Origin of the sequence: Pseudomonas syringae group sp. J254-4, from assembly GCF_032586855.1 — a bacterium.
Classification (GTDB): domain Bacteria; phylum Pseudomonadota; class Gammaproteobacteria; order Pseudomonadales; family Pseudomonadaceae; genus Aquipseudomonas; species Aquipseudomonas amygdali.
This window is the reverse complement of sequence record NZ_JAWHOO010000010.1, coordinates 33,499-57,900: the sequence shown is the minus strand read 5'-3', so window position 1 is coordinate 57,900 and position 24,402 is coordinate 33,499. Positions and strand designations below refer to the sequence as shown.

At 60.2% G+C, this 24,402-nt stretch carries 20 protein-coding genes, 1 pseudogene and 1 riboswitch; of the genes and pseudogenes, 6 read left to right on the top strand and 15 right to left on the bottom strand.

The window, feature by feature from the left end:
* Positions 1–27: 27 nt before the first annotated feature.
* Positions 28–1,026 carry an alpha/beta fold hydrolase gene (locus RYB09_RS13980; RefSeq protein WP_122281980.1) on the top strand — a complete coding sequence of 333 codons (999 nt, stop codon included), beginning with the start codon at positions 28–30 and terminating at the stop codon, positions 1,024–1,026.
* 68 nt (positions 1,027–1,094) lie between these two features.
* On the opposite strand, the gene nirD is transcribed toward RYB09_RS13980, so the two are convergent.
* Positions 1,095–1,481, bottom strand: a complete 387-nt coding sequence (gene nirD / locus RYB09_RS13975) for a nitrite reductase small subunit NirD (RefSeq protein ID WP_002553915.1) — start codon at positions 1,479–1,481, stop codon at positions 1,095–1,097.
* The gene (nirB, locus tag RYB09_RS13970; RefSeq protein WP_122258980.1) at positions 1,481–4,042 is read right to left on the bottom strand and encodes a nitrite reductase large subunit NirB; all 2,562 of its coding nucleotides are present in this window, start codon (positions 4,040–4,042) and stop codon (positions 1,481–1,483) included. The genes nirD and nirB overlap by 1 nt, the downstream gene beginning before the upstream one ends.
* Before the next feature lie 597 nt (positions 4,043–4,639).
* On the opposite strand from nirB, the gene RYB09_RS13965 reads away from it, so the two are divergent.
* A complete protein-coding gene (locus RYB09_RS13965) occupies positions 4,640–5,134 on the top strand; it encodes a GNAT family N-acetyltransferase (RefSeq protein WP_316888967.1) in 495 nt (164 codons plus the stop codon).
* A 57-nt stretch (positions 5,135–5,191) separates the two neighbouring features.
* Here RYB09_RS13965 and RYB09_RS13960 read toward each other — a convergent pair whose 3' ends face one another.
* From RYB09_RS13960 to RYB09_RS13940, 5 genes are all read right to left on the bottom strand, one after another.
* Complete coding sequence (locus tag RYB09_RS13960; RefSeq protein ID WP_316888966.1) at positions 5,192–7,198, bottom strand: U32 family peptidase; 2,007 nt, start codon at positions 7,196–7,198, stop codon at positions 5,192–5,194.
* 106 nt (positions 7,199–7,304) lie between these two features.
* Entirely contained in the window at positions 7,305–8,096 is a 792-nt protein-coding gene (locus RYB09_RS13955) for an ABC transporter ATP-binding protein (RefSeq protein ID WP_122258117.1), read from the bottom strand.
* On the bottom strand, positions 8,093–9,115 hold the full coding sequence (locus RYB09_RS13950; RefSeq protein ID WP_016981376.1) for a FecCD family ABC transporter permease: 1,023 nt from the start codon (positions 9,113–9,115) through the stop codon (positions 8,093–8,095). Before RYB09_RS13950 ends, RYB09_RS13955 begins: the two co-directional genes overlap by 4 nt.
* Positions 9,112–10,125 (bottom strand): ABC transporter substrate-binding protein, encoded by a 1,014-nt coding sequence (locus RYB09_RS13945; protein WP_005731962.1) that lies wholly within the window; start codon positions 10,123–10,125, stop codon positions 9,112–9,114. Before RYB09_RS13945 ends, RYB09_RS13950 begins: the two co-directional genes overlap by 4 nt.
* Before the next feature lie 129 nt (positions 10,126–10,254).
* A riboswitch (cobalamin riboswitch) is annotated at positions 10,255–10,455 on the bottom strand.
* A gap of 18 nt (positions 10,456–10,473) precedes the next feature.
* Positions 10,474–11,190, bottom strand: coding sequence for a FadR/GntR family transcriptional regulator (locus tag RYB09_RS13940; RefSeq protein WP_005731963.1), 717 nt, complete (start codon positions 11,188–11,190; stop codon positions 10,474–10,476).
* A 108-nt stretch (positions 11,191–11,298) separates the two neighbouring features.
* Here RYB09_RS13940 and RYB09_RS13935 point away from each other — a divergent pair, with 108 nt between their 5' ends.
* Positions 11,299–12,033 carry a FadR/GntR family transcriptional regulator gene (locus RYB09_RS13935; protein ID WP_005755744.1) on the top strand — a complete coding sequence of 245 codons (735 nt, stop codon included), beginning with the start codon at positions 11,299–11,301 and terminating at the stop codon, positions 12,031–12,033.
* A 1,174-nt stretch (positions 12,034–13,207) separates the two neighbouring features.
* On the opposite strand, the gene RYB09_RS13930 is transcribed toward RYB09_RS13935, so the two are convergent.
* The 7 genes and pseudogenes from RYB09_RS13930 to RYB09_RS13900 all read right to left on the bottom strand — a co-directional run bounded on the left by RYB09_RS13930 (position 13,208) and on the right by RYB09_RS13900 (position 20,575).
* Positions 13,208–13,930: an oligogalacturonate-specific porin KdgM family protein gene (locus RYB09_RS13930; protein WP_057411655.1), complete on the bottom strand. Its 723-nt coding sequence runs from the start codon at positions 13,928–13,930 to the stop codon at positions 13,208–13,210.
* Between the two features lie 135 nt (positions 13,931–14,065).
* A complete protein-coding gene (locus tag RYB09_RS13925; RefSeq protein WP_005731967.1) occupies positions 14,066–14,830 on the bottom strand; it encodes an ABC transporter ATP-binding protein in 765 nt (254 codons plus the stop codon).
* A gap of 10 nt (positions 14,831–14,840) precedes the next feature.
* Entirely contained in the window at positions 14,841–15,680 is an 840-nt protein-coding gene (locus RYB09_RS13920; protein ID WP_029240939.1) for an ABC transporter ATP-binding protein, read from the bottom strand.
* Positions 15,681–15,729: 49 nt separating this feature from the next.
* Positions 15,730–16,635: an ABC transporter permease gene (locus RYB09_RS13915; RefSeq protein WP_016981374.1), complete on the bottom strand. Its 906-nt coding sequence runs from the start codon at positions 16,633–16,635 to the stop codon at positions 15,730–15,732.
* Positions 16,635–17,672 carry an ABC transporter permease gene (locus RYB09_RS13910; protein ID WP_316888962.1) on the bottom strand — a complete coding sequence of 346 codons (1,038 nt, stop codon included), beginning with the start codon at positions 17,670–17,672 and terminating at the stop codon, positions 16,635–16,637. The genes RYB09_RS13915 and RYB09_RS13910 overlap by 1 nt, the downstream gene beginning before the upstream one ends.
* A 40-nt stretch (positions 17,673–17,712) precedes the next feature.
* Positions 17,713–19,334, bottom strand: a pseudogene (locus RYB09_RS13905) (ABC transporter substrate-binding protein).
* Between the two features lie 86 nt (positions 19,335–19,420).
* Complete coding sequence (locus RYB09_RS13900; protein WP_316888960.1) at positions 19,421–20,575, bottom strand: mandelate racemase family protein; 1,155 nt, start codon at positions 20,573–20,575, stop codon at positions 19,421–19,423.
* 519 nt (positions 20,576–21,094) lie between these two features.
* Between RYB09_RS13900 and RYB09_RS13895 the strand changes: the two genes are divergently transcribed.
* The 3 genes from RYB09_RS13895 to RYB09_RS13885 are packed head-to-tail and all read left to right on the top strand — an operon-like array spanning position 21,095 to position 23,353.
* Positions 21,095–21,790: a histidine phosphatase family protein gene (locus RYB09_RS13895; protein ID WP_058409258.1), complete on the top strand. Its 696-nt coding sequence runs from the start codon at positions 21,095–21,097 to the stop codon at positions 21,788–21,790.
* Entirely contained in the window at positions 21,790–22,659 is an 870-nt protein-coding gene (locus RYB09_RS13890; RefSeq protein ID WP_316888958.1) for a phosphatase PAP2 family protein, read from the top strand. Before RYB09_RS13895 ends, RYB09_RS13890 begins: the two co-directional genes overlap by 1 nt.
* Positions 22,660–22,678: 19 nt before the next feature.
* On the top strand, positions 22,679–23,353 hold the full coding sequence (locus RYB09_RS13885; RefSeq protein WP_004665622.1) for a response regulator transcription factor: 675 nt from the start codon (positions 22,679–22,681) through the stop codon (positions 23,351–23,353).
* 7 nt (positions 23,354–23,360) lie between these two features.
* On the opposite strand, the gene RYB09_RS13880 is transcribed toward RYB09_RS13885, so the two are convergent.
* Positions 23,361–24,398, bottom strand: coding sequence for an AraC family transcriptional regulator (locus tag RYB09_RS13880; protein WP_316888956.1), 1,038 nt, complete (start codon positions 24,396–24,398; stop codon positions 23,361–23,363).
* Positions 24,399–24,402 lie beyond the last annotated feature (4 nt).

Here is a 24,402-nt window from a genome sequence, read left to right as displayed (position 1 = left end):
ATCCACAGGCTACAGGAGGTGCCCCTTATGCGGGCTGCAAAGATTGCCGGCATGTTGATGTCGTTGACGCTGTCCGGCGCTGCACTGGCTGAAACGCCCGGTTACGGCCAGCAACTGGAAGGTTTCACTTACCCCCACGCATTGCAGAAATTCAGTTTTCAGTCCCAGGGCCAGGCGCTGGAAATGGGTTACATGGATGTCGCACCCACCGGCAAGGCCAATGGCCGCACCGCGGTGCTGATGCATGGCAAGAACTTCTGCGCCGCGACCTGGGAAGACACCATCAAGGGGCTGAGCGCTGCGGGCTATCGCGTTGTTGCGCCTGATCAGATCGGTTTTTGCACCTCGACCAAACCTGCGCACTATCAATACAGCTTCCAGCAGTTGTCGATGAACACCCATGCGCTGCTTGAAAAGCTGGGTATCGACAAGGTGTCGGTGGTCGGCCATTCCACCGGCGGCATGCTGGCCACGCGTTACGCGCTCATGTACCCGAAACAGACCGAGAAGCTGGTGATGGTCAACCCGATCGGTCTGGAAGACTGGAAGGCTCTTGGCGTGCCTTACCGCAGCGTCGATCAGTGGTATGAGCGCGAACTGAAGACCACCGCCGAAGGCATTCGCGCCTACGAGCAGAAGACTTACTACGACGGGCGCTGGAAGCCTGAGTACGACAAGTGGGTCGACATGCTGGCGGGCCTGAACAAGGGGCCGGGTCATAAGATTGTTGCCTGGAACTCGGCGCTGATCTACGACATGATTTTCACCCAGCCGGTGTTCTACGAGTTTCCCAGGCTGCAGGTGCCGACCGTGTTGATGATCGGCGATGCCGATACCACCGCCATCGGCAGCGACATTGCACCGCCTGAGGTCAAGGCGAAGATCGGCAATTACAAGGTATTGGGCAAGCAGGTGGCGCAGATGATCCCTGGTGCCAGACTGGTGGAGTTCAAAGGCAAGGGGCATGCCCCGCAGATGGAAGATCCGCAGGGCTTCAATAAAGCGCTGGTGTCCGAGCTGCAATAGTCCGTCATTCATCCCACGCAACAGCCTGGTCGGCCAGCGACCAGGTTGTCTGGCCCTATTGTTATCAGCTAGACGGCAATCTCTACCTGATCTCCGTTAAGCCGTACCGGCCAGACCTCCAGGCGTTGCTCCGGGTACTCGATGCAACTACCGTCGTGCAGGCGAAAATGCTGCTTGTACAACGGCGAGGCAATCACCAGCTCGCCAGCAATATGGCCAATCAATCCGCGACCGATCACATTGGCACCGGACTTGGGGTCGCGGTTGTCGATGGCAAAAAGCTGTTCGCCCTCAGGGGTTTCAGGCAGGTAGAACAGCGCTACCTGCGCGCCGTCCAGCCACGCTACCACGCCGGAGTTGGCCACCAGGTCCTTGCGTCCGCACAGGGCATGCCAGTGCAGTTGCAGTGCAGAATGGGCGTTTTCGCCCGCCAATACGGTGTTGGACGAATTCATTACACCACCTCCTTGAACAACGGGATAAGGGCCAGCTCTTCGGGTTTTGCCGGACGACGCTGGGCGCGCTCCTTGACGAAATGCACGTCCGGGTCGCCACGTCCGTCGTTGACGAAGGTGCGGAAGCGCTTGAGCTTCTCCGGGTCCTTGAGGGCATTGGCCCATTCGCATTCATAGCGGTCGACCACCAGTTGCATCTGCGACTCCAGCTCTGCGGCCAGCCCCAGGCTGTCATCGACAATCACCGCCTTGAGGTAGTCGAGGCCGCCTTCGAGTGATTCCCTCCAGACCGAGGTACGTTGCAGCTTGTCGGCAGTGCGGATGTAGAGCATCAGGAAACGGTCGATGTAGCGAATCAGGGTTTCGTCATCCAGGTCGGTGGCGAACAGCTCGGCGTGGCGCGGACGCATGCCGCCGTTGCCGCACAGGTACAGGTTCCAGCCGTTCTCGGTGGCAATCACCCCCACATCCTTGCTCTGCGCTTCGGCGCATTCGCGGGTGCAGCCGGATACGGCGAACTTGAGTTTGTGCGGTGAGCGCAGCCCCTTGTAACGGTCCTCAATGCGCAGTGCCATCGCGACGCTGTCCTGCACGCCATAGCGGCACCAGGTACTGCCGACGCAGGACTTCACCGTCCGGGTCGATTTGCCGTAGGCATGCCCGGTCTCGAACCCCGCCTCAATCAACTCACTCCAGATGTCCGGCAGTTCATGCAGTTGCGCGCCGAACAGGTCGATGCGCTGGCCGCCGGTGATCTTGGTGTACAAGTCGTACTTCTTGGCCACGGCACCAATCGCGATCAGGCCGTCAGGGGTGATTTCGCCACCGGGAATACGCGGTACCACCGAGTAGGTGCCGTTTTTCTGCATGTTGGCCATGAAGGTGTCGTTGGTGTCCTGCAGTGGCACCAGCGAAGGTTCGGTGATCGGGCGGTTCCAGCACGAAGCGAGAATCGAGCCGACCGCAGGCTTGCAGATGTCGCAGCCATGCGCGCCTTTGCCATGGCGAGTCAGCAGTTCGTCAAAGGTCTCGATGCCTTCGACGCGAACCATCGAGTACAACTCCTGGCGGGTATAGGCGAAGTGTTCGCAGAGGCTTTTGTCGACCGCCACGCCGCGCGCCATCAACTCATGTTCGAACACCTGCTTGAGCAGCGCAGTGCAGCCACCACAACCGGTGGCTGCTTTGGTGCAGGCCTTGACCCCGGCGAGGTCGGTGCAGCCATTGTCGATTGCCGAACAGATAGAGCCCTTGCTGACGTTATGGCAGGAACAGATGGTCGCGGTGGCGGGCAGGGCATCGGCACCCAGCGTCGGCGCGCCTTCCCCACGCGGCAGGATCAGGCTGGACGGGTCGGCGGGCAGGGTGATGCCGTTCTGGGCGTATTGCAGCAGGGTGTCGTAATAACTGTTGTCGCCGACCAGCACCGCGCCGAGCACTTGCTTGCCATCTGCCGACACCACCAGCCGGCGATAGCTGGCGGTGGCTTCGTCAATGAAGCGATAACTGACGGCCCCGGCCAGTGCACCGTGCGCATCACCAATGGAGCCGACATCCACGCCCAACAGCTTGAGCTTGGTGGACATGTCGGCCCCGAAGAACGGCTCAGTGTCCTTTTCGCACAACTGTGCGGCGACGCCACGGGCCATTTGGTAACCGGGTGCCACCAGGCCAAATACACTGCCGTTCCAGGCCGCGCACTCGCCGATTGCATAGATATCGGCGTCACTGGTGCGACAGTGCTCGTCGATTGCAATACCGCCACGCGGGCCGAGTTCCAGTTCACACTGGCGAGCCAGCGCGTCCTGCGGGCGGATACCGGCAGAGAACACGATCAGATCGGTTTCCAGAAATTCGTCGTTGGCGAAGTTCATGCGATAGCGGTATTGCTTGCCGTCGCTGATCGATTGCGTAGCGCGCGACAGGTGTACGCCAACGCCCAGCGCTTCGATACGCGCTTTCAAGGCAGCCCCGCCGTGCTCGTCCAGTTGCACCGGCATCAAGCGCGGGGCGAACTCGACAACATGGGCTTCCAGACCAAGCGATTTCAGTGCATTGGCCGCTTCAAGCCCGAGCAGACCACCGCCGACTACCACGCCACGGCGAGCTTTCGACGCGGCGTAGCGAATGGTGTCCAGATCCTCAAGCGTGCGATAGACCAGCCGCGAGTTGCCCTGTGCGCCCTCGATCGGCGGTACGAACGGGAAGGAGCCGGTAGCCAGGATCAGCTTGTCGTAGCTGAAGCAGCCTTCGGCGGTGATGATTTCATGACGATCACGATCAATCTCCAGCACCGGTACGCCCAGGTGCAGCGTCAGGCCAGGTTGTTCGTAGACAGACATTTCACTCATGGCCAGCGACTCGGCATCGCGGCCGGTAAAGTATTCGGACAAATGCACGCGGTCGTAGGCACGCTGTGCTTCTTCGCCAAATACATGGATGCGATAACGCTCCAGTGCGCCGCCTGCGATCAACTGCTCGACGCAATGGTGCCCGACCATGCCATTACCGACGACGATCAGGGTTTTTACATCGTTCATGGGGAAGACTGTGGTGTTCATAGCAAGTCCCGGCCGAGGCCAATCAGGTTTTTTGAAGCAAAAAAAAAGCGCCCGGAACCTTTCGGTTCCAGGCGCCTTTGCCTGTTCTCTTATTGGGTGTTCGGGGATGCCATCAAGCCACGTTGCCGGATGCACCCATGTGGCCCTCTGGTCTCTGCGAGACTGGCGATCAACGTCGATCAACCGGGGCGGCCCGACCACATTCATGGTGGGGTTATCCAACATTATGCAGGGGCTGTGCCAGCTTGCGGTTGCAGCGGTTCAGACGCGCATTGGCAATGCCCGCAAGGCTGTGCAGCGTTTACGAGGTGTCTGGCGCATGATTTTTCCTGCCTTGCATTGGTGCGCATCGAAGGGTTGCGCTGTAAAGCTGTGCGCCGCATTGCCCGCTCACGATAATCGGCGTTTTTGCCTCTGGGCGCCCCAGTCGCTCCAGGCACATATCTTTCCTCACGCTCTGTGGGAATGCCTGTCGTGACGCTCCGCGTCACAATTCTGCGCCGCGCCGCCTGCTCTATAGTTAAGCCGTGCGTTCAAAAGCCCAAGTCTGGCGTAACATTTGTATCACCCTGCAATTCCCCCAATAAGTCCGTGCTCATGAACATCACTATTACTGAGGTACACCCCTCCGAGATCCCGCACACCGTCGATTTCGTCATGCGTGCGCGTGCCGAAATCTTTCCCTTGCTCGACACCGTCACCGTTCCGCCCGATCTGGCCGGTTTCGAGCAGGTGTATCTGGACGGGGAGGACGGCAAGTTTCTGATCGCCCGCAGTGAAGGGCAGATCATTGCGGCTGTGGGCTACCTGCCGTTCGATCATCGTTTCCCGCAGCTCGATTATCGCGGGCGCAGAACCGTTGAGATCGTGCGCCTGTTCGTAATGCCGGAGTTTCGCGGCGACGGGCTTGCCAGCCGTTTATGTCAGGCGCTCTGGGCCCATGCCGAGGCAGGTGGCATAGAGGTTTTGTACCTGCATACTCATCCGTTTCTGCCCGGCGCGATCCGTTTCTGGGAGAAACAGGGTTTTGCTGTGACCGATGTGGAAAACGACCCGGTGTGGAATACGACCCATATGGAGCGCGTTCTTTAAGAGGGCTTTGTCAGAAGACGGAAGGGGGCTGGCAGGGCGCCAACCCCCTTGTATCGATCAGTGCGGAGAACGCTGACGCGCAGTCTTGAGCAGGTCTTCCGGGGTGATGTGGCCGACCACCGATTTAGCCGCAGCGCTGCCGGGCAACGGCAGGTCGAGAATGTGACCTTTCATTTTGCCGATCACGTGCATTTCGCAAGGTTTGCAATCGAATTTCAGGGTCAGCACTTCATCACCCTGCACCAGTTGCATGGGCGCGACCTTGGTGCGCACGCCCGTCACGCCTTTGGCCTGTTTCGGGCACAGGTTGAACGAGAAACGCAGGCAGTGTTTGGTGATCATCACTGGCACTTCACCGGTTTCTTCGTGGGCCTCGTAGGCCGCGTCGATCAACTGTACGCCGTGGCGATGGTAGAAATCGCGGGCCTTCTGGTTGTAGACGTTGGCCAGAAACGACAAATGCGACTCCGGGTACACCGGCGGCGGGGTGGTTTCGGCCTTGCGGCCACCGCGCGGATGCACCTTGATGCGCGCTTCGGTCAGCGCCTCGATGGCATCGCGGCGCAGGGTCTTGAGCTGCGAGTTGGGCACGAAGAATGCCTGTGGCGCGTCGAGCCTGACGTCCTGCGCATGGTAGATCGTGGTGCCCAGCTGGGTCAGTAGATCGCGCAGCTGATCCAGTGCCTGCTCGGGCTTGTTGGCTGCGCCGAACGGACCGTCAAGGTTTACCGCGACGCTCACACCTTCTTCACTGATGGCTTCCAGGCGCAGTTGGTCTTCACGAAGGGTAACCTGCCACTGAATGCCGATGCGGCGCTCGGCCGAGGTCTTGAGCAGCGCCTGCTGCCAGTTGTGGTCCAGGTTGCGATTCAACGGATGGTTTGGGCGCACACGGGAAAGGGCCGCAGGCATCTCGTTGGGTTCTACACGGTAGCGCCAGCGCTTCTGGCCGTCTTCTTCGAACTCGCCTTTGAACTCGGCGATATTGGCACGGAAGCCCACCACTTCACGCTTGATCTGCACGTTGAGACCGTCACCGTTGGACAGCGGCTCATGGGTCACGGCGATCAGGTCACGCTTGCCGAGTTTTTCGACGGTGCCGACTGCCAGACCGGTAAACGTCGGCGTATCGAACGCACCGATGTCGATCTTGCGGTCACTGACGAAATAATCGGTGCTGCCGCGATGAAAGGTCTTTTCCGGGTCTGGCACGAAGAAGTGCGCGGTACGGCCGCTGGAAGCGCGTGCGAGGTCCGGACGCTCTTCGAGAATCTCGTCCAGACGCTGGCGGTAATAAGCGGTGATATTTTTGACGTAGCCTGCGTCCTTGTAGCGACCTTCGATCTTGAACGAGCGCACGCCTGCGTCCACCAGATCGCGCAGGTTGGCGCTCTGGTTGTTGTCTTTCATCGACAACAGATGCTTTTCGAAGGCGACGACGCGGCCCTGATCATCCTTGAGCGTGTAGGGCAGACGGCAAGCCTGCGAGCAATCGCCGCGGTTGGCGCTGCGGCCGTTTTGCGCATGGGAAATATTGCACTGCCCGGAGAACGCCACGCACAGCGCGCCATGAATGAAAAACTCGATAGCAGCATCGGTTTCACGGGCGATGTCACGAATTTCCTGCAGGTTCAGCTCGCGGGCCAGCACCAGTTGCGAGAAACCGGCCTGATCGAGAAACTTCGCCCGGCCCAGGGTGCGGATGTCGGTCTGGGTGCTGGCATGCAGCTCGATGGGCGGAATGTCCATCTCCATCACCCCGAGGTCCTGCACGATCAAGGCGTCTACGCCTGCGTCGTAGAGCTGGTGAATCAGCTTGCGGGCTGGTTCCAGTTCGTCGTCATGCAGGATGGTGTTGATCGTGGTGAAGATCCGCGCGTGATAGCGATGGGCGAATTTGACCAGCTCGGCAATGTCGCTGACCTCGTTGCAGGCGTTGTGTCGCGCACCAAAGCTCGGCCCGCCGATGTACACCGCATCGGCGCCATGCAGGATGGCTTCACGGGCAATGGTTACATCCCGTGCAGGGCTGAGCAATTCCAGGTGGTGCTTGGGTAACGACATGGCAACGGGATCCTGCGGCGGGCAAAGCGCGCATTGTAGTGCTACAGGCCGCGCGGCGCACCTGTTGAAGCGTGCGTCAGGCGACCGGCTGACCATCGGCGATTCTTCAGTGTGAGCGCAAACGCAGGATTTTCGCGCCGTCGAAAGGGTCGGTCAGCCAGTGCGCCACGACGCCGAAGGTGCTCAGCAGGCGTTCCGGGGTCAGCACCTCGACCGGCGCACCCAGTGCGACCAGCCGGCCTTTCTCCATGACCGCCACGCGGTCGCAATCCAGCGCCTGATTCAGATCGTGCAGGGCTATCACAGTGGTTACCGGCAAAGCCCTGACCAGACCGAGAATGGTCAGTTGGTGCTGGATATCCAGGTGATTGGTCGGTTCGTCCAGCAGAAGGATCCTGGGTCGTTGCGCCAGCGCCCTGGCGATGTGCACGCGCTGCCGCTCGCCACCGGACAGGGTGTGCCAGGCACGTTTCTGCATATGCAGCATGTCCACATCCTGCAACGCCTGGCGAACGATTGCGTCATCGTTGGTACTCCACGGCTCGAGTGCCGACAGCCAGGGCGTGCGGCCCAGCTCGACGGCATCCAGAACCGTCACGGCATCGCTGGTTTCCGCTTGTTGTTCGACCACCGCCAGCAGGCGCGCTACGTCTCTGCGGCTCATTGTCTCAAGTGGTTGCCCGCCCAGTCTGACCGTACCGCAGACCGGTTTCTGAATACCGGCCAATAGTTTCAGCAGGGTGGATTTTCCTGAACCGTTAGGGCCGACCACGGCCAGTGTCTCGCCGGCTGCGATGCTCAAGTCGACGTCGCGCAGCAGCGCAGTGCCACGCACCGAATAACCCAGCCCCGTGCAGCCCAGCACCGGTGCGTTGGCCAGATGAGGAAAGGCGTTCATCGCGTGCTATTGCCCCGGATAAGAATCAAAGCGAAGACCGGTGCGCCGATCAGCGCGGTAATGACGCCAATCGGCAGCGCCTGACCCTTGATCAGTGTGCGCGAGAGGATGTCGGCAGCGATCAGGAACAGTGCGCCGCTCAATGCACTCAACGGCACCAGCCGTGCATGGCGCACACCGACCAGCATACGCACCGCGTGCGGGATCACCAGCCCGACAAAACCGATGGAGCCGACGATTGACACCATCACTGCGGTGACCAGGGCTGCGGTCGCGATCAGGATGATCTGCACGCGCCGCACGGCAATCCCCAGTGACGCCGCCGAGTCGCTGCCGAAGGTGAACGCGTCCAGCGCTCGCCGGTGCCAGAGGCACACCAGCAGACCGACCAGCACCGTCGGCACTGCCAGCCATACCGAGTGCCAGCGTACGCCGCTGAGGTTGCCCAGCAGCCAGAACATGATGCCGCGTGCCTGTTCGGAGCTGGCGGATTTGGTGATCAGAAACGAGGTCAGGGCATTGAACAGCTGTGAACCGGCGATCCCGGCCAGAATTATCTGTCCGGCTGCTGTGGTGCCTCGCGACGAATGCGCCAGCAGGGCGACCAGCGAAAACGCCGCCACGGCCCCGGCAAAAGCGCCTGCCGACATCGAAATAGCCCCCGCACCAAAGCCCAGAATGGCGACCAGCACCGCGCCGGTCGAGGCCCCGGCGGAAATTCCCAGCAGATACGGGTCTGCCAGCGGGTTGCGCAACAAGGATTGCAACACCACGCCACAGATCGCCAGCCCGGCCCCGCAGGCTGCCGCGACAATCGCGCGGGTCAGCCGGTAGTTCCAGACAATGCCTTCGTCGATAGGGTCGAGCACATAGCCGGCAGCCCAGAGTTTGTTGGCCAGCACCTGAAAAACCACCTTCAGGCTGATCGAGGTTTCGCCAATTGCTGCGCCGACCATGATCGCCAGCACCAGCACTGCCGAGACCCAGAGCACATGGCCCAGCGCTACCTGTAATCTCATTGTGCAGCGTTGAAACGGTTGGCGGCGTCAGCCAGTTCCTCGAACCCGGTAAACAGGCGCAGACCAGCCTGCATGCCTTCGGCGTCGATGATCACGATTCGGTCATGCTTGACTGCGTCCATGTTGCGCGTCACCGGGTCGCTCTTGAGGAATTCGATCTTTTTCAGGTAGTCGTCGGCCGGGAAGCGGCGGCGATCCATGCGTGCAATCACCAGAATGCTTGGATTGGCCTTGGCAATGGTCTCCCAGCCCACTGTCGGCCATTCTTCGTCGGACTTGACGATATTGCGCATGCCCAGGCTGTTGAGCATGAAGTCCGGGATGCCTTTGCGGCCTGCCACGAACGGGTCGCTGGCGAGATCGGAACTGGAAAACCAGAACAGCGCCGAGACGTCGTTCGCCTTGTTCTGTTTGACGTTGGCAATCGCGGCGCTCAAGCGGGCCTTGAGGTCGGCAACCAGCGTGTCACCGCGGTCCTGTACATCGAAAATCTGCGCCAGTTGCTCGATGCTCTTGTAGATGGTCTCGATGCGGAACGGCTCCAGGCGTGTGCCGTCGGCACCGACCAGATTATCTTTGCCTTCGCAATCGGACGGCAGAATGTAAGTGGGTATTTTCAGGTCATGGAACTGCTCGCGTGTGCCGACCACGCCCTGTTTGCCGACCATCCACTCCAGCTGCACCGCCACCAGTTCCGGACGTTTGCCAATCACCGCTTCAAAGCTTGGGTCGTTGTCGGCCAGACGTTCTACCTTATCGTTCTGCGCCTTGAAGCGTGGCAAAACGTTGTTGAACCACAGCGACGTGCCCACCAGCCGGTCGCCCAGGCCCAGTTCGTAGAGCATTTCAGTGCCGGCCTGACCAATGGTCACTGCCTTGGTCGGTGCATGCGCGAACGTCAGGGTCGAACCACAGTTTTCAAGCGTCAGCGGATACTGAGTGGGGGCGGCGAGGGTCAGGGTGGACAGCGTCAGGCTGGCGGCAAGTACGGCAAGGCGGGGCAGCGACATGAAATGCGGTCTCCGTTGGAGCAGGTGCCAAGGCGCAATGCACATCAGGAAACACATCCCCGGCAAATGACCGGGCACGACGGAAAATGCCGCCGCGTGCGGATGTCCTTCCCGGACACCCCGCCGGTTAGTGGGTTGAAGCAGGTCGGCAGGTCTCCTGACTGGCATGTCATCGCCGGGCTCCGGCCTTCCCGGAGCTGAATCCAGTGGCAGTCATGGAGCAGGCTCGATGCCTACAGTTGCGGGGGCAGTTTCGTTTTGGCCTTGTGCAGACAAAGCGTGCGAATTCCCTGTTAGTTCCTCTCGGAAACCGACGGGCGGCATGGTAAACGATAAGCGTTTTAGTGGCTAATCCTTTGCGCGCAGGCGCAGCAGACTGTTGATCAGATGCAGGCGCATCGCGGCTCGGGCGGCATCCCGATCCTGATGGACAATGGCGTCGAAGATGGTCTCCTGTTCGCGTTGCTGGATGCCTGGGTCGTCCTCTGCGTGCAACGACGTGATATTGCCGAAGCCGCTGCGGGTGCGGGGCAGGATGCTGCTGCCGAGCTGGCTCATCACGTCGGTAAAGAAGCTGTTGGCGGTGCACAGTGATATCTGCCGGTGAAACTCGAAGTCGGCCTTCATGGTGTCGTGTCCCAGGCGCGCGCAGCGATGCAGTTCATCGAGTGCCTGACGGATGGCATCCAGTTGCTCGGGCGTGCGGCGTTGAGCCGCCAGCGCGGCAGATTCCGGCTCGATGCTCAGGCGCAGCTCGATGATGGATACCGCGTCTCCGGGTGTACCGATTGGCGGTTCAACCTGCTGGAAATTCCCTGGCTGCGCGGCATCGACCACGAAGGTGCCGATGCCATGCCGGGTTTCGACCAGACCTTCGGCTTGCAGACGCGACATCGCTTCACGAACCACGGTGCGGCTGACCCCCGTTTCACGGATGATCACCTGTTCGGTAGGAAGCTTTTCACCGCTCTGGATCTCGCCTTCGCGAATTCTGCGCGAAAACTCGGCGACCAGTTGCTGAGTCAGGCTGGAGCGACGGCCTTTTGATGTGGAAGGTTGTTCCATGGCGGGTGATCGGGTCCGTGTCGGGTGGCTGAGTATAACCGTACTCAAGGCGTGTTTTGTGTGGGGATCGCAGCCTATACTCGCGTATCGGACAGAACTGAGGCTGCAATGTCGGACAACGCGCTTTCCTCGCAAAAGAACCATCGACGCCTGGCAGAAACCCTGGTCGACCGCTTCGCCCAGCGCATGCGTGACGGTGTGCTGGTGCGCGGCGAGAAACTGCCTTCCGAGATCCACATCATGGAAGCCGAGGGTGTCAGCCGCACGGTGGTGCGCGATGCGCTGTCGCGGATGCAGGCCGCGGGGCTGGTGGAAACCCGGCATGGCGTCGGTACCTTTGTTCTCGACATGCCTCCGCCTGAAGGTTTTTCGGTAGGGCCTGCGACCATCGCCACCTTGTCCGATGTGCTGAACCTGCTGGAGTTTCGCTTGAGCCTGGAAGTCGAGGCAGCAGGGCTGGCTGCGCAACGACGCAGCCCTGAGGCGTTGCTTGAGCTCAAGCGGGCGTTCGATGCGCTGCTCGAAGGTCCGCAGAAATCCGGAACCACCATCAATGCCGATTTTCAATTTCACCTCAAGATCGCCAAGGCGTCAGGCAATGCGTACCTGATCGATATCATGAAACATCTGGGCACCAAGCTGATTCCCCGCACGCGGATGAACTCGGCCTACACAGGGCAGAGCGATCGCAACGCCTACCTGGCCGGAATCAACACCGAACACCGGCAAATCTACAACGCCATCGCCGAAGGCAACGTCGACGCAGCGCGCTCGGCGATGTACCTGCACCTCAACGGCAGCCGCATGCGCCTGCGTCGCACTCAGGCGCTGTACAGCGACTGAGCGATTCAGGACCGGACGCGGAGTTTCTGCCAGACACCTATCGTTCCTCATGCTCCAGTGTGGTGATGCCTTGAGTGACGCTCTGCGGCACAAATCTGCGCCGCACCGCATGCTCTAAAGAGGACGCAGAGCGTCCAGAACGGCATGCGACGCGGAGCGTCGCACGATAATCTGCGGAGTTTCTGCCAGACACCTCTCGTTCCTTACGCTCCAGCGTAGGAATGCCTTGGGTGACGCTCCGCGTCACAAATCTGCGTCGCACCGCATGCTCGAAAGAGGACGCAGAGCGTCCAGAACGGCATGCGACGCGGAGCGTCGGCACGATAATCCGCGGAGTTTCTGCCTGACACCTCTCGTTCCTTACGCTCCAGTGAAGGAATGCCTTGGGTGACGCTCCGCGTCACAAATCTGCGCCGCGGCACATGCTCGAAAGAGGACGCAGAGCGTCCAGAACGGCATGCGACGCGGAGCGTCGCACGATAATCCGCGGAGTTTCTGCCAGACACCTATCGTTCCTCACGCTCCAGCGTGGGGATGCCTTGGGTGACGCTGCGCGGCACAAATCTGCGCCGCACCGCATGCTCTAAAGAGGACGCAGAGCGTCCAGAACGGCATGCGACGCGGAGCGTCGCACGATAATCTGCGGAGTTTCTGCCAGACACCTCTCGTTCCTTACGCTCCAGCGTAGGAATGCCTTGGGTGACGCTCCGCGTCACAAATCTGCGCCGCGCCACATGCTCGAAAGAGGACGCAGAGCGTCCAGAACGGCATGCGGTGCGGAGCGTCGGCACGATAATCTGCGGAGTTTCTGCCAGACACCTCTCGTTCCTTACGCTCCAGCGTGGGGATGCCTTGGGTGACGCTCCGCGGCACAAATCTGCGCCGCACCGCATGCTCGAAAGAGGACGCAGAGCGTCCAGAGCTGCATGTCGACGCGGAGCGTCGGCACGATAATCTGCGGAGTTTCTGCCAGACACCTCTCGTTCCTTACGCTCCAGCGTAGGAATGCCTTGGGTGACGCTCCGCGTCACAAATCTGCGCCGCACCGCATGCTCTAAAGAGGACGCAGAGCGTCCAGAACGGCATGCGACGCGGAGCGTCGGCACGATAATCAGAAGCCAGACAATGCATGCGACGCGGAGCGTCGCACGATGGTGTGCTCCATTGGGATGCGCTACAGGAAGTTGTACTGCACGCCCACGCGCAATCTCAGTTGGCGCTTGTCATCTTCGGAATCGACCTTGATGTCGCCGACTTCAAAGAACGGCACCCAGTGCTTGTCCCATTTGTATTTGAAGGCCGCGTTCTGTTCGTAGTCGGTCTTGCCGTTGTCATAGCGAATGTAGTCGGCATCGAAGTAGGTGAACTGATACTCGTACGCCCACGGGCCTTTGCTGGCGTAGTTGACCCAGACGTCGTAACGATTGATCGACTGATCGTCCATCTGGTTGTCAGGCATTTCGTGGTTGACCTTGTCCCTGTCCAGCTTGATCGAGTCGTAGCGATAGCGGCCTGACACGCTCAACTGATCGTTTACTTTGTAACCCAGCTTCAGGCCCATTTTATAGGCCGTCGATTTCTCGATGCTTTCCAGTGCAAACGAAGGCGTCAGCAGCCATTTGTCGTCGAGCCGGTATTGATAGCTGACCGTCAATTCGTGGCCGTTGCCGACGGTGTTGTCGAACGCTACGTCCTGGCGGTCGCCTGCGGTCTTGTATTTGAGTTCACCTTCGAAGCCCCAGCCGCTGTCCAGCCGGCTGCCGAATTTGACCCGGTCGGCATGCATGCGCGTGCTTTCTGCATATTGGTGACGGTAGTTGATGTACGCGCTGTCGGCATGCGCCCAGGCGCCGGGGAACAGAGCAGTCAGAGAGATCAGTGCGAGTGATTTTTTCATTTTTTTATTCTTGTTTGATGGCTGTTTTGGGTGTGTTGAGGCAAATCGCAGGCAGCCGGATCCCTTGGCCGAGAGGGCCGGGAATCACAGTGTCAGCAGGGTTACGGGTTCAGCGGTCGTGAGCCCGGCGGCGGCTCATCCCGTCGGGCGCAGGTCCATGTCGCGGCTGGCCTGAATCAGCAGTCGCGAATACTCGTGCCGAGCCTGGTTGTTGATCAACTGGCTGCTGTCGAGGGTTTCCAGCACCTGGCCTTGCTGCATGACCGCGACCCGGTCACACAAGTGCGCCACTACACCGAGGTCGTGGGTCACCATGAGGTAGGTCAGGCCTTGCTGATGACGCAAGTCGGCCAGCAGGTTGAGAATTTCGGCCTGCACCGAAACATCCAGTGCCGAGGTGGGTTCGTCGAGCAGCAGCACACGTGGTTCGAGAATCAGCGCTCTTGCAATAGCGACCCGCTGGCGCTGGCCGCCGGACAGCTGATGCGGGTAACGGAAACGAAAGCTTTCGTTGAGACCGACCTTGTTCAGCACTTCACAGACGCGACGGTCGCGGTCACCGATCCGGTGGATGCTCAATGGCTCCTTGAGTGCCGCGTCGATGGTGTGGCGCGGATGCAGTGAGGCATAGGGGTCCTGAAAGACCATCTGCACGGTGCGGTAGTGACTGGCATCGAGCTTGCGCTGTACGGTCTGGCCGGCCACGCTCAGTGCGCCGCTCCAGTGATGATATTGTCCTGCCAGGCAGCGCAGCACGGTGGTCTTGCCCGAGCCGGACTCGCCGACCAGGCCGAACGACTGGCCTTGCTCGACCTGCAGGTTGACGTCACGCAGCACCTGATTCAGTGCTGGGCCAGTGCCGAAGCTCAGGTTCAGTGAATCGACTGTGATCATTGCCATGGGAGCATTCTCAGTGAGTGAGCCAAAGGGGATCGCGTTGCAGAACCGGCAGGCTGGCACGCGGGTGATCCAGGCTGGGCAGGGCGGCCAACAGGCCTTGCGTGTAGGGATGACGCGCCTGATCCAGTTCGCTGGCGTTCAGCGATTCCACGACACGCCCGGCGTACATCACCAGCACCCGGTCGCAAAAGTGACGGACCATATTCAGGTCGTGGCTGATGAAGATCAGGCCCAGATCGCGCTCGCTGACCAGCTCTTCCAGCACGTTGAGCACCTGACGGCGCACCGACACATCCAGTGCGGAAGTCGGCTCGTCGGCGATGATCACTTGCGGGTCGGTGATCACCATCATCGCGATCATGATCCGCTGGCCCATACCGCCCGAAACTTCATGGGGATACAGTTCGTAGACTCGCGCCGGTTCGCGGATGTGCACCTTGGCGAGCATGTCCAGCGTGCGTTCGCGGGCTTCCTTTTTCGAAACCCTGTGATGCGCCAGATAGGCCTCGGCGATCTGTTCGCCTACCTTGATCACCGGGTTCAGCGAGTATTTCGGGTCCTGCATGATCATCGACATGCGCCGCCCGCGAATGCTCTGCATCTGTTTTTCGCTGCATTCAAGTAAATCGATATCGCCGAAACGCAGGGTTTTCGCCGTGACCCTGGCCGTTGCCGGATGCAGACGCAGCAGGCTGCGACCGACCGTGGATTTGCCCGATCCCGATTCGCCAACAATCGCCAGCTTTTCCCGGCCAAGGCTGAATGACACGTCGCGAACGGCTGCCGTGACCTTGCCCGCATGACTGAACTCGACGCGTAAATCTTCTACTGCAAGCTTTATCTGTGGCATGGCTGTGTGTGACATGGTGTTAGCCCCTTTTATTATTGTTCGATGCGTGTCATTCGCTGCGTGGGTCAAGTACATCGCGTAATCCGTCGCCCAACAGGTTGAACGCCAGACTGACCAGCATGATGGTGGCGCCGGGTGCGGCCACCAGCCACCAGCTTTCCAGCATGTAACGACGGCCGCTGGAGATCATCGCGCCCCATTCCGGCAGCGGCGCCTGTGCGCCGAGGCCGAGAAAGCCCAGTGCGGCGGCGGTAAGAATGATGCTGGCCATGTTCATGGTCAGGCGGATGATCACCGAAGACAGGCACATCGGAATGATGTGACGGCCGATCACCCGCACTGCCGAGGCACCTTGCAGCTTCACCGCGACAACGAAATCGGCGTTGCGCAACGACAGGGTTTCGGCCCGCGCCAGGCGGGCGATCGGTGGCCACGCAGTCAGGGCGATGGCGATCACTGCGTGTTCCAGGCCAGGGCCCAGGGCGGCGATGAAGGCCAGTGCCAGCACCAGACTGGGGAACGAGATGAAGATGTCGGTGATGCGCATGAACAGGCTGTCGACCCAGCCGCCGAAATAGCCGGACACAGTGCCGATCAGCAGGCCGATCGGGCCGACGATCACCGTCACCAGCATCACGATGTACAGCGTGATGCGCGAGCCGTAGACCAATCGGCTGAACACGTCGCGGCCGTATTCATCGGTGCCGAACCAGTTCTGTGCACCGGGCATGCGCAGCGCGGCCGACAGGTCCTGAGCCAGCGGGTCGTGAGTGGCGATCCACGGCGCGAACAGCGCGACGATCATCAGCGTGCCGATGACGATCAGCCCTGCCAGCGTCATCGGGTTGCGCAACAGAAAACGCATCAGGCGCGCACTGCTGGCGGCCAGTGCCGCGAGGCTGGAGGTTGGCGCCTGAACCATGGGCGTGGCGCTGCTTGCAATGGAAGTCGTCATCAGCGGGTTCTCGGGTCGAAGACTTTATAAAGGGCGTCACTGATCTGATTGAGGATCACGAAGATCAACCCGATCAGCAGAACGCAGGCCATCACGGCATTCATGTCGCCCAGCAGCAGGCTGCTGGTCAGGTACTGGCCAAAACCGGGCCAGGCGAACACGGTTTCTATGAGCACCGCGCCCTCCAGCAGGCCGCCGTAGGCGAGGGCGACGATAGTCAGCAGTTGCACGCGAATGTTGCGGAACGCGTGGCCCCAGACGATGCGTCGCTGCGACAGGCCCTTGACCCGGGCGGTGATGATGTATTCCTGCGAAAGCTGTTCGAGCATGAAGCTGCGGGTCATGCGGCTGATATACGCCACCGAATTGAAACTGAGGATTACCGCAGGCAGGAGAATGTGGCGCAGTGCGCTGCGAAAGGCTTCCCAGTCGCCGGACAGTGCGGTATCGATCAGCAACAGGCCGGTGCGGGTTTCGATCAGGCCGTCATAAGCCAGGCCAATGCGTCCGACCCCTCCGGCCCAGCCCAGCCAGGCGTAGAACACCAGAAAAGCCATCATGCCCAGCCAGAAGATCGGCGTGGAATAGCCAAACAGGGTGATGACCCGGGCAATATGGTCGCCGCTACGGCCCTGATGGGTAGCGGCATACACCCCCAATGGCAAACCCAGCAACACGCCGAACAGGATTGCCAGGGTGGCCAGCTCCAGCGTGGCCGGGAAAACCCGCACGATATCGTCTATCACCGGGTGGCCGGTCAGCAGGGCTTTGCCCAGATCACCATGTAACAGGTCACTGAGGTACATGACGAACTGGGTGGTCAGCGGTTTGTCCAGGCCCAGTTCCTGATACGCCTGAGCGTAGGCGGCCGCATCTGCGTCGGGGCCGACGATGGCTAGCACTGGGTCCAGCGGCATGACCCGGCCAATGAAGAAAGTGAGCAACAGCAGGCCGAACAGGGTCGCCGCCACTGATCCGCTGCGACGGGTGCCGTGGGCAACCCGACTGCTCCAAACTGAAATCGATGCACTCGACATGGTTATTCCTGCCTTGGCTTGAGCGATTGAACGCATGGGTTCAGCGTTGCTTGTAGACGTCACGCAGGCGCGTGGTCGCGGCGCTGTGACCCAGGTAATCCCGGACGTCAGCGTGAATGACCACTTCATCGGTCATCTGCGAAATCGGCATGATCGGCCCGGCTTTCTGGTCATACAGGGTCTGGATGCGCTGGTAGTCGGCCAGTTGCCGGCTGGCGTCACGCTCGCGTTCGGCCTGCTCGATCAACTGGTTGATCTCGGCGTTGTAGAACGAGGTGCGCCAGCCCTGAAAGTTGCTCAACCTGGCTTCTTCGCGGTTGTCCGGGTTGTAAATGAGCGCTCGCAGGCTGGAGTGCGGATGGCGCTCGGCACCGCCACCGCCACGCCCGACCAGAATGTCGAAGCGCCGGTCGCGCATTGCGCCGTAGATCTGGTTACCGGTGCCGGTAATGATCGACGCCTGAATACCTGCCTGGGCGAGGGTCGATTGCAGGCTGGTGGCGATGTTGATGAAGGGCGAATCGGTCAGCGAACGAATGGTGATCTTGAAGCCATTCGGGTGCCCGGCTTCGGCGAGCAGGCGCTTGGCCTCGGCGACGTTGAGTGCATAGCCCGGATCATCCAGTCTGGCCGCCAGCCCCAGTTGCAGCGGGCGCTGGTTGATCAGCCCGTAATGCGGCATGACCACGGAGTTGATGCCTTGATAGTCGATCAGCGCACGAATCGCCTGGCGCACCCGGATATCCTGAAACAGTGGCTGCTCCATGCTCAGTGCGATGTAGTACAGAGTGCCGCGCGGGATGGTCTGCACATTGACGTCTTTCGAACGGGTCAGTGCCTTTATATCGGTGGCCGCCATACCGCGCGCCACGTCCAGGTCTCCGCGCTCCACCATCAGGCGCAGCGCCTGGGATTCGGTCATGTTGCGCATGATCACCCGGCGCAGTCTGGCCGGGCCGCGCCAGTATTGCTCGAAGCGGCTCATCAGAATCACGTCGTTGGCACGCCAGATGTCCAGCTTGAATGCGCCGGAGCCCGCTGTGTTGGTGGTCAGCCATGCGGCGCCCAGATCATCACCCCTGGCATGCTGCAACGCGGTCAGCCTATCGATGACGAAGGCGCTGGGCGAGGTTGCCAGCGTGTTGAGCACCAGCATGGGGTCGGTGGCTTTGGGCAGGTCAAGCACGAAGGTCGATGGTCCTTCGGCGCGCATCAGTTTGCTGACGTTGTCAGCTGTGTAACCGTAGGCTTTCCAGGTGGAAGCCAAGGCCTTGTTGAGTGTGACCACACGTTGCAGCGACCAGGCAACGTCCTGGGCAGTAAGCGGGTTGCCGGAGTGAAACGTCACACCCGGGCGGAGATGGAAGGTCAGGCGCATGCGGTCGGGGCTGATTTCCCAGCGCTCGGCCAGTGCCGGAATCAACTGGTCGGGGCGGGCAGCGTCCTGTTCCAGCAGCATGTCATAGACATTGGCGTTGACCTCGGACACCTCAAGGCCGGTGGCACCTGCCGGGTCCAGGGACAGCAGGTTGATCATGCTCATGCCGACCACCAGTTGATCGACCGGTGTTTCACCGCGCGCAGGGCGGGCGGGGTGTGCACGAGTGTCGCCGTCAGGGCGAGGCATAGCAGCCAGGGCAGGCGCTTGAGCCAGAGCTTCATGGGGGCAGTCCTTTTTTATATTTATAAGACGCTGTGTCGAGATGTCGAGCGAAGGGCGCTCGGCGTGCCCTTCGCAATGCTGCCAGTCAGTAACGCTGTTCGGTGTGTGTCTCGATATAGCTGAAGTTGATGTCTTCGCCCAGTCCGGGCTGCCCGGAAAGGTGCACGAAACCGTCGCTGTCCATTGGGTCGACCAGCGTATTGAGGTAGGCCGGTACATCGTCGTATTCAAGAAACGGATGCAGCAGGCCGCGTTCATACCAGCGGCAGTTGCTGATCGCGCCGACCACGGCGAGGTTGGCAGCGCCGTTGCCATGCACTTCGCAGTCCATGCCGAACGACTCGGCCAGATGCGCGACTTTCAGGCACGGCCCGATGCCGCCGACGCCAGCCACGCCAGCGCGGAGGATGTCGCAGGCCTTGTTGGTCACCCAGCTGGCGCGGCTGTGGTACTTGCCGGCAATGCTTTCCGGGCCAAGCACCGGAATGTCCAGGTTGGCCGCCAGCCAGGCATAGGATTCGGCAGAGTCTTCCATCATCGGCTCTTCGAACCAGGCGAAGTCGAGCTTTTGCAGTTCACGCCCGATGTATAGCGCGTCGGTGCGGCTGTACCAGTGATACCCGTCGAGCATCAGGGCAATGTCCGGGCCGACCGCTTCCCGCACCGCAGAGCAGGCTTGCACATCCATGCGCGGGTCGGGGGCGAACGAGATCGGCGGCATCCAGGTGTGCAGTTTGACGCCTTTGTAGCCGCGCTTTACCAGCTTTTCGGCAAACTGACCGTATTCGTCCGGGGTGGACAGGCCGCCGGGCAAGTCGTCACCGCACATGGTCGAGCCGTAGGCCAGTACCTTGTCACGATAGCCGCCCAACAGTTTGTGCACGGGCAGTTTCAAGGCGCGTCCGGCAAGGTCCCACAGCGCCTGCTCTACCAGTGCCAGCGCGCGGTCGGTGAACTGGCTGGCGCTGCCGCGTTGCCAGTGGGCCAGTTCCTGCCAGATTTTTTCACGATTCATCGGGTTCTGGCCGATCAGTACCTTTTTCACGAACGACTCGATGATGTGCGGGCGGATCAGTTCGGGCGGGCCAAAGGAAAATCCTTCGCTGCCCTCGTCGCAGGCGATACGCAGCATGGCCATTCTGACCGGTTTTTCTTCGCCTGGATGGGCATGACCTGCGCTGTCTACAGCGCGGCGTGAAGGGAAGGAAAAAACGTCGACACTGACCGAGGTGATTTTCATGAGGACCTTCATGGATATTGTTGTTATCAGGTTATTAGTATGTCGTCATACAACATTGGGGCGATTATTTGCAGCCTTGTAGGGCGATGTCAATAGTCGTATGACGACTATTTCCTGTATTGATGGGCGTTATAGGCGGTTATGAGCGAATCGCGATGAGTGGCGTGAGGCGTTTGAGCGGGATGACAGCGTTTAAGTCGTTATACCTTTGGCCTCTGAGTAGGATTAAGTGCTGCACGCAACCTGCCGTCGCGCCAGGAACGCCCCGTGCAGGGCAGGGCGGCTCGCTGAATTTTCCGCAAAACGCTTAAATTATCTTCATGTTCAAGTCAGAAAAGCCGCAAAGCCCCGTTTTCAGGGCTTTCGTAAAAAACATGGCGCTGGGCCACAACATGTTTTTCACATCCTCTTCACTGCGTCAGCACGATGCTGAACCTATCTTGCCTGCACGGGAGCGGTGAAGACATCGGGTACCTCCCGAGTCAACACCACACATAGGTTCATGGCAGGAGTGGTCACTTGGCTGACACGACAATAAACAAGAATGTGCTTGCCGATTCGGGCATTCAGCAGCGCCACAAAGTGCATCAGCACATCGTCTCGATAACGGTGACTGTCGTATTGCTGGCGATCTGCGCCTGGTTTTATACGGCGTTCTCAAGCGTGCATGTGGTGGATCTGGGCATTGGCAGCAACCTGAAGGTTTCCGGTCTTCGCGAGCATTGGCGGCAAGGTGATGTGGTGGTGATGGTTCGGCACGCCGAACGCTGCGACCGCTCTAGCAACCCCTGCATGAGCGATGCTGACGGCATTACCTCCAACGGGCGGGATGCGGCACTGGCCGTGGGCGCCGGTTTGCAGAAAATGGGCATGGACCATGTGCGCATGATCGCCAGCCCCAAGACCCGCACTCAACAGACTGCACAACTTCTGGCAGGCCATTCCGTGGCCGCTCAGGACTGGATCAACGACTGCGACGGCGGTTTTATGAAGGTCGTGGAAGACCACAAGGTCAGTGGCGAAAATCTGGTGCTGGTGACGCATAGCGGCTGTATCGACCAGTTCGAACGCAAAATCGGCGTGATCGGCGGCGAGCGTTCAAGTGAGTACGCTCAGGCATTTTTCGTGCAGATGGATGGTACCCACCGGCCGAAAATTCTCGGCTCGCTGACTTCCGGGCAATGGGCAAACCTCAACAGCGAGCAATTCAATTGATGACATCTTCCAGCCCCAGGCTGCGGTTTTACGCCGTCAATCTGGGTGTGCCCGTGTTTTTCGCTCTACTGGTCTTCGTGACATTCGACCTGACCAGTATTGACCGGCAGTTGAGTGACCTGTTTTTTGATTCGGCAGCCGGTGTATTTCCCATCGGGCAGATGCACCTGTTCGAGACCATCACGCACAAGTGGGCGCGAATCATCCCGGACTGGACCGGGGAGTTGGCGATCATCGGTGCGATTCTGTCGTTTATCTGGCCTTTACTGGAAAAAAAGGCCGGTTCGCGCTTCATGAGGCGCCTGTCGGGTTCCCGGACAGAGGCGCTTCTGCGCTTTACGCGCAGGCATCGGCTGGACTTTTTTTTCGTGATCGTTGCCTTTGCGCTAAGCACCGGCATGATCCATTACCTGAAAAGCCACACCAGTGTGTACTGCCCCGTTGAAACCACCTTGTACGGTGGTAGCGAGGCGCACATCGAGTGGTTCCGAAACTTCAATTTTCTGCATGAAGCCGGTGCCGGGCGTTGCTGGCCGGGCGGTCATGCGTCAAGCGCATTCAGTCTGCTGGCCTTGTACTTCGTGGCTCGGCGCTACTGCTGGCAGCATTCCAGGATCCTGCTGGCGGGCATTCTCGTGCTCGGCATGATCTACGGCACTACGCGGGTGCTGCAAGGCTGGCACTTTATGTCGCACACGTTCTGGGCGGGTATCGTGGTGTGGCTGAGCACGCTGCTGGTCGCACTGTGCTTTTATGGACGATCCAGGTTGCAACAGCCAATTCGTAACGCCGCGGTTTCCGGTCGGCGTGATGAATTTTTTACTCAACCTGCCGATTCAATGGCAACAGGGTCCCGCTCGGCCGGGTAGAAAACAAGAAGGCGCTGCAATGAACATTCTGGTTATTGAAGACCATCGTGATATTCACGATAACCTGCTGGAATTCTTCGAACTCAGGGGGCACGCGGTAGAAGGTGCGCTGGACGGCCTGAGCGGGCTGCATCTGGCGGCGTCGAAGCGCTTCGACGCGATCATTCTCGACATCATGTTGCCGGGCATCGACGGCAACCAGATCTGCCGCAGTCTGCGCCAGTATTCGAAGTCGGAAGTCGCCATTGTAATGCTCAGTGCGCGGGATGAGCTGGATGACCGTCTCACCGGCTTCAAGGTGGGTGCCGATGATTACATCACCAAGCCGTTCGCGATGTCCGAGGTGCTCGCCCGGGTCGAAGCGGTGGTGGGCCGACGCCAGCGCAAGGATAACCGGGTGATGGTGGTCGCTGACCTGCACTTCGATCTGGATACCCTTGAGATAACCCGCAACGGTGTGCCTTTGAAGCTCAACCCGACCAACATGAAACTGTTGGAATTGCTGATGCGCAAAAGTCCCCATATCGTGAAGCGATCCGAGCTGGAAGAAGTGCTTTGGGGGCGTGATGCCCCGAACAGCAGTAGCCTGCGCAGCAACATTCATATCCTCAGGCGGGTACTGGACGGCGACCACGAGACGCCGTTGCTGCATACCGCTCATGGCCTGGGTTACAAGTTGTGTGTCCAGCGCTGAAGCCTGTTCAGTCGAAATTGAACAGGCGCTGGATCAAGGTCGGTGTGCTGCCGGTCCAGCGCTTGAACGAGCGGCGGAAGTTGGCCGGATCGTTGAAGTTCAGGTAGTCCGCCACAGCCTCGTTGCTCAGCCCCTTGATCTGATACAGGTACAGCGCGACATGCTTGCGCGCCAGGTCGTGCTGGGCCTGAAAACTGGTGCCGTGTTTGTGTAACTTGCGCTTCAGCGTAGCCGGGCTCATGGCGAAGGCATTTGCCACCTGTTCCAGGCTGGTAGCCTGGCGCACGTTGTCACGCAGGTGCCGGTGTAACCGGTCCAGCAGGCTGAATGGCATACCCAGCGCAGCGAGTTGTCCGGCGGCCTCCTGTTGTGCGACCTGCACGGCGATGGGCGATGCGCCCGGCCACGCGCGGGTGAGGTAATGCCGGGGCAGGCGCATCATGTCCAGCGGGCGACCAAATGCCGTGTTCTCGCCCAGATGAACCCAGTATTGTTCGATGTAGCGCGGTTCCTCGTGACAGAAACTGCACTCCCACGGCAGGCGTTCCCCGCTGAGCAGCTGACTCATCGCCACCAGTGCAGTCATACCGGCCTCCAGCAGGAAGCGTTGCTGTTCGCCCGCGCCGCAACTGTCCAGCCAGTAAAGGTAAGCAAAATGCTCGTCCAGCTCCAGACGCGGCGTCAGCAACGGGCTGAGCAGCGCATGCTGGTGGATGAGGATTTCCAGCGCCTGATGCAGGTTTTGCGCATGACGCAGCGCATGGCTTGCAGCGCCGTAATGGCCGGGAAACAGTCGCTGGCCGAACAGGAAACTGGTGTCGTCGGCTTCCATCTGGCGTTGCGCGTTACTGATCAGAACGAAGAATTGCTGCGCACTGAGCCGCGTCTTGCCCGCAACGATGTCTTCGTAGAACAGGCCGGTTCCTTTGAGCAGGCGATGGCTGTCGATCCCGCGCGACAAGGCCAGATCAATCAGCGTAGCCGGCTGGTAATGGCCGGGGATGAAGCGGCTGTCGGCTTCGTACCAGTCACTTTTGAGGGTCACGGCA